At 38.1% G+C, this 15,788-nt stretch carries 7 protein-coding genes; 4 read left to right on the forward strand and 3 right to left on the reverse strand.

Going from position 1 to position 15,788, the window contains the following annotated elements; genetic code table 11:
* Nucleotides 1-157 precede the first annotated feature (157 nt).
* The 4 genes from E0H87_RS00945 to pcaD all read left to right on the forward strand — a co-directional run bounded on the left by E0H87_RS00945 (nucleotide 158) and on the right by pcaD (nucleotide 3,712).
* Complete coding sequence (locus E0H87_RS00945; RefSeq protein ID WP_131321560.1) at nucleotides 158-838, forward strand: 3-oxoacid CoA-transferase subunit A; 681 nt, start codon at nucleotides 158-160, stop codon at nucleotides 836-838.
* A gap of 13 nt (nucleotides 839-851) precedes the next feature.
* Nucleotides 852-1,508, forward strand: coding sequence for a 3-oxoacid CoA-transferase subunit B (locus tag E0H87_RS00950; RefSeq protein ID WP_131321562.1), 657 nt, complete (start codon nucleotides 852-854; stop codon nucleotides 1,506-1,508).
* 117 nt (nucleotides 1,509-1,625) lie between these two features.
* A complete protein-coding gene (gene pcaF, locus E0H87_RS00955) occupies nucleotides 1,626-2,831 on the forward strand; it encodes a 3-oxoadipyl-CoA thiolase (protein WP_131321564.1) in 1,206 nt (401 codons plus the stop codon).
* Between the two features lie 62 nt (nucleotides 2,832-2,893).
* Nucleotides 2,894-3,712 (forward strand): 3-oxoadipate enol-lactonase, encoded by an 819-nt coding sequence (gene pcaD / locus E0H87_RS00960; RefSeq protein ID WP_131321566.1) that lies wholly within the window; start codon nucleotides 2,894-2,896, stop codon nucleotides 3,710-3,712.
* Nucleotides 3,713-4,110: 398 nt separating this feature from the next.
* On the opposite strand, the gene E0H87_RS00965 is transcribed toward pcaD, so the two are convergent.
* From E0H87_RS00965 to E0H87_RS00975, 3 genes are read right to left on the reverse strand one after another with little or no spacing between them, the layout of a single operon-like run.
* On the reverse strand, nucleotides 4,111-13,905 hold the full coding sequence (locus E0H87_RS00965; protein ID WP_131321568.1) for a putative Ig domain-containing protein: 9,795 nt from the start codon (nucleotides 13,903-13,905) through the stop codon (nucleotides 4,111-4,113).
* Nucleotides 13,902-14,879 (reverse strand): hypothetical protein, encoded by a 978-nt coding sequence (locus E0H87_RS00970; protein ID WP_131321570.1) that lies wholly within the window; start codon nucleotides 14,877-14,879, stop codon nucleotides 13,902-13,904. The genes E0H87_RS00965 and E0H87_RS00970 overlap by 4 nt, the downstream gene beginning before the upstream one ends.
* Entirely contained in the window at nucleotides 14,879-15,649 is a 771-nt protein-coding gene (locus tag E0H87_RS00975) for a hypothetical protein (RefSeq protein WP_131321572.1), read from the reverse strand. Before E0H87_RS00975 ends, E0H87_RS00970 begins: the two co-directional genes overlap by 1 nt.
* Between the last annotated feature and the right edge of the window lie 139 nt (nucleotides 15,650-15,788).

Consider the following 15,788-nt stretch of genomic DNA (forward strand, 5'->3'; position numbering starts at 1 on the left):
GCTTTAATCGATGAACCATGAATGAGCTAAGGAAATACTTGGCTCATTCTATTCAGTTTCCAAATAACGCTACGATTTTTTAATTCTTACTCCTCTTTTCGACATTTGATATTTGCACGAATGAAGCAGATCCGAAATCCATGTATGGGTGCTTTACATGATCAATAAATCCTCGACTTCAATTCATGAAGTTTTATCCCAGATACAAGACGGCTCAACCATCATGATCGGTGGTTTTGGTACAGCAGGACAGCCTGCTGAACTCATTGACGGGCTGATCAAGCTTGGACGTAAAGACCTCACCATCGTTAGCAACAACGCAGGCAATGGCGACTATGGTCTGGCGAAACTGTTGAAAGCCGGTGCCGTCAAAAAAGTCATCTGCTCATTCCCGCGTCAGTCCGACTCTTGGGTCTTCGATGAACTCTATCGTGCAGGCAAAATCGAACTGGAACTGGTGCCTCAAGGCAATTTGGCCTGTCGTATTCAAGCCGCAGGCATGGGACTCGGCGCAGTCTTCACCCCTACAGGCTTTGGTACCTTATTGGCCGAAGGCAAAGAAACCCGTCACATCGACGGTAAAGATTATGTACTGGAATACCCAATCAAAGCTGACTTCGCTTTGATTAAAGCTCAACAAGGCGACCGTTGGGGTAATCTGGTCTACCGTAAATCGGCACGTAACTTCGGTCCGATTATGGCCATGGCAGCAAACGTGACCATTGCTCAAGTTTCTGAAGTGGTGGAACTGGGTGCTTTAGACCCAGAACACATCATCACCGCAGACATCTTCGTTCAACATGTGGTACAGGTTCAGCCTGAACCTGTAGCTGTGTAATCGGGAGAACATCATGAGCTATCAAAAACTCAACCGCAACCAGATTGCTGAACGTGTCGCACAAGATATTCCTGATGGGGCTTATGTCAATTTAGGCATTGGCTTACCGACCAAGATTGCCAGCTATCTACCTTCAGACAAAGAGATCTTCCTGCATTCTGAAAATGGCTTATTGGCTTTTGGTCCACCACCCGCCGCAGGTGAAGAAGATCCTGAGCTGATCAATGCCGGTAAAGAATATGTGACCATGTTAAAAGGCGGTGCCTTTTTCCATCATGGGGATTCTTTTGCCATGATGCGAGGTGGGCATTTAGATATTGCAGTTCTGGGTGCCTTTCAAGTGGCAGCCAATGGTGACTTGGCCAACTGGCATACTGGTGCACCCGATGCAATTCCATCGGTAGGTGGCGCGATGGATTTGGCGGTAGGCGCTAAAAAAGTGTTTATCACCACCGATCATGTCACCAAAAACGGTGAACCGAAGATTGTGGCAGAGCTGACTTACCCCGCCACAGGACAAAAGTGTGTTGACCGTATTTATACCGATCTGTGTGTGATTGATGTGACTGCGGAAGGCTTAAAAGTGATTGAGAAAGTTGACGGTTTAAGCTTTGCAGAATTGCAGGCGATGACGGGTGCTCCGTTGGTGGATGCGACACAACAGAATTAATGATTTGAATCCCCCTAAATCCCCCTTTGCTAAAGGGGGACTTCTCTAGCATAAAGTGCGGTGGGTCTCCCTCCTTTTTAAAGGAGGGATTAAGGGAGGATTAAGAGAAGAATAGATATGAAAAACGCTTATATCATCGATGCCATCCGTACCCCATTTGGTCGTTATGCAGGTGGTTTAGCCCCAGTCCGTGCCGATGACTTGGGTGCCGTGCCAATTCAAGCCTTAATGCAACGCAATCCGAGTGTGGATTGGAAACAAGTCGATGACGTGATCTACGGCTGTGCCAACCAAGCGGGAGAAGATAACCGTAATGTCGGTCGTATGTCAGCATTGCTTGCAGGTTTACCGGTTGAAGTGCCTGCCACAACTGTGAACCGTTTATGTGGTTCATCACTCGATGCGATTGCGATGGCTGCCCGTGCAATTAAAGCGGGTGAAGCGAATCTGGTTATCGCAGGGGGCGTAGAAAGTATGTCTCGTGCTCCCTTTGTGATGGGTAAATCAGAAACGGCTTATGGCCGTAGCCAGAAGATTGAAGACACCACCATGGGATGGCGTTTTATCAATCCGAAGCTGAAAGCCATGTATGGTGTAGAGACCATGCCACAAACCGCAGAGAATGTGGCACAGCAATTTCATATTGATCGTGCAGATCAAGACCAGTTTGCCTTGACGAGTCAACAGCGCACAGCAACCGCGCAAGCTCAAGGCTTTTTTAAACATGAGATCGTCCCTGTGAGTATTGCGCAGCGTAAGGGGGATCCGATTGTGGTGGATACCGATGAACATCCTCGTGCATCGACCACATTAGCAGGTTTGGCTAAACTGAAGCCAGTCGTCACAGCAGAAGGCACCGTCACAGCGGGAAACGCGTCAGGCATCAATGACGGTGCGGCTGCTGTACTGATTGCTTCAGAACAGGCGATTCAGCAATACCAACTTAAACCACGCGCCAAGATTATTGCTTCTACCGCTGTGGGTGTAGAACCGCGCATCATGGGCTTTGCCCCAGCGCCAGCGATTAAGAAGCTTCTTAAACAAGCCAATCTCAGTATTGAACAGATGGATGTGATTGAGCTGAATGAAGCCTTTGCGGCACAGGCACTGGCAGTGACCCGTGACCTCGGTCTGGCAGACGATACAACACAAGTGAATCCAAATGGTGGGGCGATTGCGATTGGTCATCCATTGGGTGCATCGGGTGCACGTTTAGTCACCACAGCTTTAAACCAATTGGAACAAACAGGTGGTACCTATGCCTTATGTTCGATGTGTATTGGGGTCGGTCAAGGTATTGCAATGATTATTCAGCGCGTTTAACAAATCATAACTATTTAAGATATTTCCCCTCCCTTTTTTAAAGGGAGGTCGGGAGGGATTTTATGCCAACATTTATTTCAAATGATGCAACCATCAATTACGCAACTTTTGGTGATGCCTGTAATCCTGCTTTGGTATTTTCTAATTCTTTGGGGACCAATTATGGCATGTGGCAACAGCAGTTTAATGCTTTAAAGGAACAGTTTTTTGTGGTGTGTTATGACTCGCGTGGTCATGGTGCTTCGTCTACCCCGCAAGGTCCTTATCACTTGCAGCAGTTGGGTGAGGATGTGATTCATTTGCTGGATCATTTAAAGATTCAACGCGCTGCATTTTGTGGGATTTCGATGGGGGGCTTAACTGGTCAATGGTTGGCTATTCATTATCCTGAGCGGTTTAGCCATGTGGTGGTGTGTAATACGGCGGCCAAAATTGGTCAGGAGCAGGCTTGGCTGGATCGGGCAGCGTTGGTCAGATCTCAAGGTTTACAATCCGTTGCGGACAGCGCAGCTTCGCGATGGTTTACAGTTCCCTTTATCCAAAGCAACGCGGCAACGGTTGCAACGCTTTCAAACGACTTAGGTGCTGGCAGCCCAGAAGGTTATGCGAGTTGTTGTGAAGCTTTGGCTAAAGCGGATGTTCGGGAGCAGTTAAAGACAATTACGGTGCCTGTATTAATTATTGCAGGACGGCAAGATCCTGTGACAACCGTGGCGGATGCTGAGTTTATGCAGAGTCAGATTCCGAAGAGTCAGTTGGTAGCAATTGATGCTTCGCATATTTCTAATGTGGAACAGCCAATCCCGTTTAATGAAGCTTTAAAGCAATTTCTATCGAATCATTCAACTAAACCGCTAGAAAAAGCTGAGTTTGAAGCCTAACGGTACTTTGTATTTACAATAGCTAGACAGATCTTGCTTCAGTTAAATCTAGCTTGAGGCAAGATTCTTTTCGACTAAAATATACATCTCTCTCCCTTCTATCTTGAATTTCAAATAATCCCTCCAATATGCATATGCTTGTTTAAATTCATGTTCTATCCCTTCAAAGTCAAAAATATAACGCATCCGACGTTGAATAAAATCTTGCATTGATTTGTTCTATTTAAGTGTTGCCAATAAGGCAACGAAATGCTTATTAAGTTGCTATTGTTCCAGCCCTAAAACTTTTAGATGATAAGGGCTCAACACAAGGAATCCGCATAAGATGGTAGATAATAAAAAGTACTAGAGGAGTTATCCTCTAGCACTTTAATTCTTCAAATCAAGTTTTGTATTAATTAAACAACAACTTGTTGATTATTGAGTAGATCATTTAAATTGGTATTCACACTATTTAATGTCAGCAGTAAGGTACTATTATAACTCGTCCCACTTCCATCTCTATCTATGTAAAGCTGCGTATTAGAACCACTTACCAATGTTTTGATATATGGATCTAGGCTACTAGTATCATAATTACCAGTGAAATTAATGAGCAAATCACCAAAGTCAATTTTATCCGCATTCATGTTGGTCGAAACATTGCCAACCGTAAAATCTGACCAACTATCTGTACCATTACCCCCAGCAGCTTCTGATGCAACCAATAGCTGATATATCAACGTATCCGATCCAGTTCCACCTGTAAATTGATCATTACCGCCTTGACCATCTAAGATATCATTACCAGCCCCACCATTCAGAATATTTACCTCACTATTGCCAATAAGTGTATTATTGAGTGTATTTCCTATTGCATTTATCGCTGTTGTACCAGTCAGTGTAAGGTTCTCTAGGTTATTGCCTAGTGTATATGTCACCGAGCTACGAACCGTATCAATACCCTCATTAGTATTCTCTGTAATCGTATCAGTTGTACTATCAACAGCATAGACATCATTACCTAGACCACCCAGCAATTTATCATTTCCGGCACCACCATCTAGATAGTCATCACCTGCTCCACCCGTTAAGGTATTAACTGCACTGTTCCCTATAAGCGTATTATTAAGTGCATTTCCTGTAGCATTTATTGCTGTTGTACCAGTCAGTGTAAGGTTCTCTAGGTTATTGCCTAGTGTATATGTCACCGAGCTTCGAACTGTGTCGATACCTTCATTGGTATTCTCTGTAATCGTATCAGTTGTACTATCAACAACATAGACATCATTACCTAGACCCCCCAGCAATTTATCATTGCCTGCACCGCCATCAAAGTAATCATCACCAGCTCCACCAGTTAAGGTGTTGATTGCACTATTTCCCAGCAATGTGTTGTTAAGTGCATTACCAGTTCCGTTAATTGCGGTTGTTCCTGTTAAAGTGAGATTTTCGACATTATTGCCTAAGGTATAGGTGATGCTGCTTTGGACAGTGTCTATTCCTTCATTAGCATTTTCATTGACGATATCCGTGGTGCTATCAACAACAAAGATGTCATCGCCTTTACCACCATACATGGTATCGTTGCCCGTACCGCCATTGAGCGCGTCATTTCCAGATTGGCCATACAGTATGTCATTACCCGCTAGTCCAGTGATCGTATCATTCCCCGATGCACCATAAAGCGTATCAACACTACTCGTTCCGTTTACTGTCAAATTCTGAACCACAAATGTAAGTTTGAATACATCTGACACAGTCTGGTTTGCAGTATCTTTGGCGGTAATTTTAATATTTAAGGCCGCAGCATAATCTGGAGAAGTTCCGCTTAAGACCTTTGTACTCGCATTGAATGTTAACCATGCTGGTAGTGGGCTTCCGTCTTCTAAGGTTGCTGTATAGGTTAGGGTATCACCATCAAGATCCTTAAATGTAGTTGAAGGAACGGTATAACTAAATGCTTTCGCATCTGTAACACTCTGATCTGCAATTGGATTCAATACAGTTGGTGCTTGATTAGGTGGATTCACTTTCAAAGTAAAGGAGGTTCCTGTTCCAAGACCATACATATCAGTTCCCCAATAGAAGAAAGACAAATTACCAGTGACATTCGATGATGGGGTGCCAGATAGGGTTTGTGTGGCAGCATCGAAGTTTAGCCAAGATGGTATCGGTTGATATTGTCCATTGCTGTCTTTGGTTGTGAGCGTGATCTTATAACTTAAGTAGTCCCAAGTGTCCTGATCGATAATTACATTACTCGCGAACTTATAGCTAAATACTGTTCCTTGGTTACTAGTAATCGTCGGAATCACAGCATTTACTGTTGGAGCATGGTTATTCGCAGCACGATTGACCAACGTATCTATATCGCTACTGGTCCAGACAGTCCCTGAATCAAATTCAATTTGATCCATTTTATAGGTATTACTCACTGTATCCGCGACATAATAGTTAGATAACCAAATATGATCACTCGTTCCTTTAAAACTAAGATAAACACTATTGCCATACTTTTGAGCAAAGACATCGCTACTATAATAGCCCTGAATTTGTAATGTATTGGTTGCGCTTAGATCATCATAGAAACTGTAGGTATCTGTTCCACCACCTTTGGTATAGATATAGGTATCATCTCCACCTAAACCATCAATATAATTGTCTTGTGCATTACTGGTAATAATATTATCTAATTCGTTACCAAACGCAGTTTTAGCACTACCCTTTAAAACAAGGTTTTCAATATTATCTTCTAATAATCGGTAGTTATTTGTTAGTACTGGATTACCATTTTCATCCTGACCAATGAATCGTGCATCTTGCCAACGTTCAATGGTATCTGTACCAGCATCAAAATCTTCCTCGACCTGATCACCATCAATGATACGGGTATTTCCATCTTCGTCAGTAATAATGGTATCAGTTACATCAACGACATAATAATCATCACCTGCACCACCAGCCATATAGTCGCTACCTGTACGACCATCTAGGTAGTTATTTCCGTTGTTGCCTATCAAATTATTATTAGCTATGTTCCCTAATAAATAACTATCACTAAAACCAAATAATTCAATCGCTTCAAATTGGCTATTTTCTAGATCTACATTGCCTACATCATATTGGTACTTGATTGTGTCATAACCACCAGTTTCACTCGCTAACTGGAGTGTATCTAGTCCATCTACAATATAAGTATCATCTCCTGAGCCACCTTTTAATATATCTGCACCTTCACCTCCATTCATGTAAGCCCCATCATTGTTAGCAATTAAGGTATCATCACCTTTACCACCATAAAAATGTCCACTTCCCATTAGGATATCATTACCATCGCCACCATAAACCGTGGCATTATGCTGGATTTTGATAATATCATTTCCATCACCACCATATGCATTTCCTGCTTGGATTATGATTAAATCATCCCCATTTTCACCATAAGCAATTCCATTATTTATTGCTATTGCATCATCCCCTTCACCTCCATACACATCGCCTGATTTAAGTGTGATTGAATCATTACCATTTCCACCATAGACAGTACTTGTTACCTCCATAATTTCAATAGTATCATTTCCATCTTTTGCATAAATATAATGATTATTATAATATGAAACCAAATTACTTTTGCTCGTTAAATCAGATATAAAATCATTTGAATTTGTATAAATAAACTCTGTATATGTTCCATTCATCAAATCCATCAACTTTGCATTTGTTGCACTCGTTTCAAATGCAAATTCTCCTGTATACATATCATAATAACGAACACCAGGAATAAAAATATCCAAATTTCCAATTTTATCGAAATCATTTTTACTATTTAATTCAATTAATGAAAAATAGATTCGACCATCTTTAATAAAACTCATTACCCCTGTATTAATATCATAACTAGCCTGCAACAAAGTCCGCATTATACCGCCTGAGCTTCCAGAAATATATGACCACAGTACACGATCATTTAAAGATATCAGCCCTACTCCATCTGCATCACTAATTTTATAGTTTCCATGTAAATATTGTTTATCTCCAATATTATAATTATCATACCCATTACCCCCATAAAAATAACTTCCGTCTCCTCCACTCAACCTATCATCACCATCACCACCGAATAGTGATCCACTATTACCGTAACTCGTAATATTATCATTCCCACTATCGCCATATATTGTATTATTACCATAACCTCCTAAAATATTATCATCACCATCCCCCCCATATGTAACACTACCTTTATTACCAGTAGAGATATTATCATTTCCGCCTCTAGCATATATCGTATTTAATATATCCACAGAATTAATTTCATCATTATTCTCCGTACCAAAAATTTCTATCTTTGAAATATTATCTATAATTTTTTTGTAATTCCAGATAGTTCCATCTGAAAACTCAAGCTCAGCTATAGAATAATTTTCTGAGAAACCATATCTAGTAGACATAGTATCCTTAAAATTTTTAATGATAATTTTATCATTCACTCCATATGTAATTTCTAAATCATTACCCACTAAAATTAATAAAACTTCTTCTTTTAAAACATCCTGAAATTTAATTCTATTATATTTACCATCTTGTTTAGCAAAGTCTTCAAATACATTATCTGATAATTTTACTCCCCAATTTATTTCTGTTCTTTTTGCATTCATCTCATCAGAATTATCTAAATAAGTATAAAAATCATATATCTTATCTACACCACCTCCTCGATTAAAGATATATGTATCATTACCCCGACCACCAAAGAGACTATCGTTTCCTTTTCCACCAATAATAATATCATTCCCTTTTTCATAATACATTAATGAAACAGTCCCATTTTCATTAATAACAGCATAATTCCCTCCTAAATCACTGTCTGAGTCATCAACTATATCTGCATAGATCAGATCATCTTTATTACCACCAGTTATTACATCATCTCCTTGCAGAGCAATCATTTTATTATTGAGATAAACTTCCCCTGCTAATACGTCATTACCAGCAGTTCCAAATATTTCTGATTTTAGTTTTTCTAAAATTTGATCTTTTAACCAAACTTCATTGTTGGAAAAGACCAGTTCAAATTTTTCTGAGTGATTAAAATAGTCCATGATGAGAATATGAGAATTTTCACCATAGGAAATTGTTAAGTCACCATCAGAAAGAACGTGAAAAGAGATTTGGTTAGATAAACTACTTTTTAATTCAATTTTATTTAAACCATCTGAGTCGACAATAACATCATCACCATCATTATCTTTAAAAATATACTGGTCATTGCCTAATCCACCATAGAGCGCATCATTATCCAATCCCCCAATTAGCGTATCATCTCCCTTCTCCCCATTGATTTCATCATTGCCAAATCCACCTTGAAGAGTATCGCTACCATCACCAGCAGATATTGTATTATTCCCAGAGTTTCCTATAATTTTATTGTCTAGGTAATTCCCAACAATGTGAAAATCTCCAGTACCTAACATTACAACATTATTCTGATTTGAATCTAAAACATAATCATGATTAACAGAAATATATCCACCAAAGTTTGCTATAAAATCATCTTTTAAATATGTAATTCCATTAATAATAATGCTTTCAAATTGATTGATATCCAATTGAATAGAACTATAAAAATTTAATAATAAAATAGTGTCTCTGGCTAATACCAAATTTAAGTTATCCAATCCATTGTTTAATATTATAATTTTATTATTATGATCTACATCAATGATCTGGTCATGCCCTAAGTTTCCATTAAAAATATAGGTATCCTTCCCGGCTCTGCCTTGCAGGAGGTTATTTGCAGCATTTGAAATCAGAGTATCATCGCCTGTTCCTCCGATTGCATTTTCAATCACCGTACCATAACCAATGAAGTTCTGACCTGCTTCTAAAATACTCTGTGAGTTTTGTCCGATGTAACTCCATCCGCCCGCATTCAGGTCAATATAAACATTCTGTGTCAAGGTAGATGCATTAAAAGTATCTATCCCATTCCCATCCCAAATATACTTATCGGCAAAGGTATAGGTATCATTCCCCATACGAACATTTTGATTAACTCCATACAAATATTGCAGACTTGCCAAATCATAAAGTTTGAGATTCGTATCATTAACACCATTGCTGGTATAGGACATGAGGGTATTATTTTGATTATTCTCTAATTCTGGTAAAACTGGTGCTTCAAATGGATGTTTTAACCCTAGAGCATGGCCTATTTCATGGAGTAAGACTTCAAATCCGTCTGAACCTTCACCTAAATCAGTTAATACTTCAAAAATCAACGAATTGAGATGTATTTCTCCTGTCTGAGCACTTGCATAACCAGCAGCCGCACTCGCATCTGCACTAGACAAATCATCTAAATAGAATTTTAAATCTCCAGTACCAGTCTCTGATTGTACAAACTCAATATTTAAAATTTCAGCAAACTTATTTAAAGCTTTTCCAACTGCTATGACTTGTTCTGGCGTATAGTATTGATGATTTGATAAGTTGTTTGCTGGAAATGCATACATTATCGTCGTTTTACCTTGTAGGGTAATATCTCCACGAGTCACAAGTGCATCAATAAAATAGGCAACACCATCCAGTGGATCAGGAGGCAATTCATTCTCTTCAGGGGGCGGGGCCATTTCCATAATTTTTGCCGTATCCCACACGATACCATCTTCAAATCGAACCTCTGATATTTCAATTTGATCAAATATTCCTTTGCTATCTAAGTAGCTATGATTATTTGTATTTCTAACTTTGTAATAATCTTTCACTGTCACTTGATCATCTTGATCATCTTGATCATCTTGATCATCTTGATCATATTTAATGATCAGGTCATATCCATCGCGGATAACACCTCGAATCTGATCTGAATTAAAAGTGAAATAAATAAAATTTTGATAATTAAGCGAAGCTATGTCTGAGACTTCTTCAACAATCGTATCGTTCCCATCTCCTATTGAAAAGACATATAAGTCGGAACCTTGCCCTCCTTGTAAATTATCATTACCAGTCCCACCAAAAATAATGTCATCTCCACTGTCACCATGGATTTTGTCATTAGCGTCTTCACCATATAGGATATCGTTACCTTCCCCACCAAACAGAAATATATCATTACCATCTCCACCATAAATGATATCATTTCCATCTTCGCCTTTGATCAAATCATCATTGGCTCCACCATACAGTATGTCATTATCCTTGCCGCCATAAAGCTGATCATTGCCTGCCCCTCCGAATAGAAAATCATCTCCTTCACCGCCAAACACATCATCTTTTTCTTTACCATCGATATCAATTAGCTGGTCTTCATTATCCCCATATAGGTAATCATTACCCTCACCACCGTCGATGTAATCCTTATCTGTTCCTCCAAAAATAATGTCATCCCCACCATTACCCCAGATATGATCTTCACCTTTTCCACCAAAAATGAAGTCATTGCCATATCTAGTGCTATCCGCTGAAGTTGGAGGTGCTGTGGTACCGAACAAATTAGGGAGATCGCCTGTAATATTGTCATTCCCTTCACCACCATAAATGACGTCGGCTTCGTACCCACCAATTAGTTTATCATCATCATCTCCCCCGCTAATATAATCTCGACCTGCTCCGCCATAGAGCACATCATTTCCCGTCCCGCCATATAAGTAGTCATCTCCTCCTCGTCCATACAGATGATCACTTTTTTCATCGCCATATAAATTATCGACAGAGCCAGAACCTAATATAAAGTCATCACCAAGACCACCATATACCGTATCTGCTCCCAACACTCCTCCATCATCAGTTTCTGACAATAAATAAATACTGGTCAAATTTAATGTATTACTCGCAATGTCTGAGAATATGCTTATTCCTGGTAATAAAATTGGAGTTACAACACCATTTTTAGTAAGAAAATACGTATACGATTGAGTCTCTTCACTCCATTCTTTAGTAAAATTAAAATTGACATCCCAACGCGAAGATACACTATTCGCGATAAGGTTTGTTAATTCTGCTAAAGTCGCATTCGGATTGACTTGATTCTTATATTTTTCCAATAGATATTTAGAAAAATCAGAGGCTTGAATTATATATCCCTCTGAGCTAATCAGTAAATCCTCACCATCACCACCATAGATAGTATCTTTCCCCACTCCACCTAGAATAATATCCTGATTATCACCACCTTTTAATGTATCACCACCTGCTAGTCCATTAATAAAATTATTACCATTGGCACCATCAATAAGGTCATTTCCAGTCGTTCCGCTTAGATAATCATTTCCTCCCCCTCCATTAATACTAGTTTGATTGTATGCAATATTATTTCCATTATTCAATGTAGGTAAATTATCAAAAGAGGGCATGTTTACAGGGGTAATTTCGCTGAAAACTAGACCAAAATCACCATTTTTTTCCCAGCCTTCTATATAAATTGTATTTTTTTCATCACCAATTTTATGAATGCTTATAATTTCATTATCGGTATCTTCGCCTAGTTTTCTTATAATATAAAGATTATTGGAACTGTACCAAGCTCGTATATTTTCATCATAAGTACCAACAGCTAATGTAGCTAGATTAATCTGAATTCTTCCATCTTGGTCAATAATATACTGTGTACCAAGCCCTAATCCTTCATTTTCAGTGATGATATAATTATCAACACCTTCCTTTCCTTCTAATATATTAGTTCCTATCCCACCTTCAATAAAATCTGAGTTAACACTTCCATAAATTAAATCATTACCTATACCACCTGACAAATCACTTCTAATTGTACTTTCCGTGGTGGCTTCTCCAGAATAACCGTAAATAATATCATTACCACCCCCACCTTTAATAATATCTTGGCTATTTCCAGAATATATAATGTCATTACCTTCAGCTCCTTTTATATTTGCAAGCCCACTCCCTCCGTAGATAATATCATTTCCTGCCCCACCACTAAGCTCATCATGTAGATCTAAATTACTTACATTAGAAGCGTCCGCATAAATAATATCATTACCCTCGCCACCTTCTGCAGTTAACCAGTTAGCTCCTCCAACTAAAATATCATTTCCAGTACCACCATCCAATAAATCAACTCCTGAACCGCCATTCAGATAATCATTACCAGAACCGCCATAAAGTTCATCATTATCTGCTCTTCCTAGTAAAATATCATTTCCATCTTCACCCTTTAGATTATCATTACCATTTCCACCATACATATCATCAGCATATTTCGTACCTTCTACAATATCTACACCATTGCCAAGAATATATATTCTTCCTGAATTTTGTATTCTATTAATTTGTTTACTAACCCAGTCATTTAAATCACTTAAAGCCCCTAACTCAAACCAATTATCTAAACCTAATTGCTGTAAATTAAATATATAATTATTTATCTTTGAATCTAAAGATTCTGATGTATCAGAAGTGTTTAAACCATAAACAATCAACTTGTTATCATGAACATAGTCAATCAAACCACTATTTAATATTTCCAATAATCCATTATAAAGTTTAGTTAAATTTGGTACTGGCATACCTAAAATTTCATTATTTAAACGTTTTAATTCATCTTCTTGATTTATTAATTCAAGCAAATCCCCTTCATTCAAAGCAATAGTAGGGAAGTTATCACTTACATCGAATAGAATTTTGATTGTTTCTCCAATGCCATAAGGGTCAATCACACCTTGAGTCAAAGTGTTTGTAAGACTTGCTAAACCATCGCTTGATTCATAATTAAAATTATCATCCCACGGAATTACAGCAATATTTTTTATACTAAATGAACCATCCTCACCTACAATAAATTCTGCATCCTTATTAAGAGTAAACTCCATTGAACCGAATACATAAGACCTATCTAAATAATCTTCACTTTCTGTATCAAGACCATAATTTGAAATACCAACTCGGGTACCCTGACCTTGAGGATATCCTTCATCATCTTTAAAACCTAATTTTTCCCAAAATTCTCTTGTCTTATACGTATGCCCTATCTCAAATTTATCAGCATAATCTCCAGCCAAAAACTTGCGAACAGCTTTAAAATTTCCCACGTCTATGTAACGTCCTGCCCCTAAAGTCATAAACTCCAGAGCATTAACCGTAATAGGTGTATTCACACTATTTGTAATAGTATCATCCAATAAATTGGTTGGCTTTTCTATTTTTCCATAAAGATAATAGCTAATAATTTCTAGCATCGTTGGAATTGTACTCATAATTTATACCTTTTTCTTAATGATGAATCATTACCCGACTGGGTTTCACTAGAATTTAAAATTTGCTGTTCTTCTGAAATAGTTCCACATGCAGTGACCAATATCTTTATATTTTCATTTTTTGCATAGGCTGGTTTTCTTAGACCTCCTATACTTAATAGCAATCCATAACGCTGAACTTGTTCTGGTTTAGAAAATAGAAAGCTATGATATATATTCATAACGTAAATATCATCAATACTTTCACCATCTATTTGATCTAATTTTAGTTTAGGCTCTTCTTGCTTATTTTTTTCATCATCTGTTTTTGCTCTTTTTACAGACCAGACTCCTATCCCATTGAGTGCATTATCAATTATTTCTCTATCACAACAAAGAGGGTCAATACTATAACTATGAATACTATATGTTCCTTTATCTATTTTTTTTAAACTGGATAAAGGAAGGATTCCAATTGAACCTCCCACTATAGAATATGTCAAAGGTAAATTTTTCAAATAATCAATATCAACGCTATTATCTTCTTTCCATAAGCTACGTAGCCCATTACGAGAATTATCAATATCAGAACATCGTTTATGTTGTATTAAGCATTCTCTCCGATTACTATATTCCTCTACTGTAGCAACAGCGACTAAACCAAAATTTTCTTCAAATGATTTGTTAATATCTGCTTTTTTTATCAGTTCTATAATTTTATCTTTATCACTTAAATCATATTTAGAAACGAATAATTTTTTATTATCAACATTCCACCCTTGATTTTTTGCTCTTATTGTTCGTTCCAATTTAATTTGAATAATATCTGCCTTTAGATTTCTCAATTTTTCTTCTTCTGAAAGATATTTTTCTTCTGCTGTACAATAGCCACGTCTCTCGTTATATTCCTCATATTGCCAAATAATAATTCTTACAACTAAATAAACTAGCAATATCAATACACTACTAAGCACAATTTTATGAAATAGTTTCATCAATGATCCTTTTTGCCATTCAGCAATTTACTTGGTCTCACTTTTTCCACCTCACTAAACAATGAAAAGGTCTGATTCACATAGTTCACCACTCCAGATATTTGATCCATGTAATGCATGAGTTCTGGAGTTTTTTCAGCTTGCATGAGCTTGATGGTTCTTGAAGGGTCATAGCCATCAAATTGGCAATAAAAGAGTGGCTCTCCGCGTTTAAGAATTAAATCTTTAGATGTGTCATGCCATTCAAATGCCCACATCAAGGGGCGTGGCCAAATATGAATCGGGAAACGCCCTCCAAAGATAGTGCCGGGTAAAGAGTGTTTACGGTAATGCCCAAAAGCCTCTAATTGCGTCAGGTACACCACTTCATCTGCAATAAAACAGTACGGCAGTTTCAGTTGTAAAATGGGAACTTGTGGTGTACGCCATTCATTTTCATTCACCAGTGTAATCAGTTCTCGTAATTTATTGGTGCGTACAGGTGATTGTTCACCCAATACATTCACGATACTCGGTTTGCCCTGTGCATCTCGTGAAAAGCGTAAATGAAAGTCAAATGGACAATTCACCACAAAATAGCGACTCTCCAATTGCAAGACTGCTGGACAGCGACTGGCGGATTTTGCATGTTTGGTTTGAGATTGCGAACGCATTCGATAAGGTGGCTCATATAGAATGGAGGCTTTCTCTTCTGTTAAAAACCAACCCACCTGAATTGGACCCGTAGCTGTGCTAGGGTCACGATCTTCTACTATAAACTGAATGTGCATTGTTGTTATTCGTAAGTGTTAAACCGCAATATTATAACCGTAATTCTGATTGTTTTTTACCCTAAATTATATATTCATGCTTAAAATTACAGCTATCATTTGCTGTTATATCCATGATTTAATTATTTTTATTCTAACC

The organism is Acinetobacter sp. ANC 4178, assembly GCF_004331175.1.
Taxonomy (GTDB): Bacteria; Pseudomonadota; Gammaproteobacteria; order Pseudomonadales; family Moraxellaceae; genus Acinetobacter.

Excerpts from the sequence above, each read along its gene's own strand:
- E0H87_RS00945 (WP_131321560.1), top strand. The coding sequence starts at position 158 with ATGATCAATAAATCCTCGACTTCAATTCATGAAGTTTTATCCCAGATA.
- E0H87_RS00950 (WP_131321562.1), top strand. The coding sequence starts at position 852 with ATGAGCTATCAAAAACTCAACCGCAACCAGATTGCTGAACGTGTCGCA.
- pcaF (WP_131321564.1), top strand. The coding sequence starts at position 1,626 with ATGAAAAACGCTTATATCATCGATGCCATCCGTACCCCATTTGGTCGT.
- pcaD (WP_131321566.1), top strand. The coding sequence starts at position 2,894 with ATGCCAACATTTATTTCAAATGATGCAACCATCAATTACGCAACTTTT.
- E0H87_RS00965 (WP_131321568.1), bottom strand. The coding sequence starts at position 13,905 with ATGAGTACAATTCCAACGATGCTAGAAATTATTAGCTATTATCTTTAT.
- E0H87_RS00970 (WP_131321570.1), bottom strand. The coding sequence starts at position 14,879 with ATGAAACTATTTCATAAAATTGTGCTTAGTAGTGTATTGATATTGCTA.
- E0H87_RS00975 (WP_131321572.1), bottom strand. The coding sequence starts at position 15,649 with ATGCACATTCAGTTTATAGTAGAAGATCGTGACCCTAGCACAGCTACG.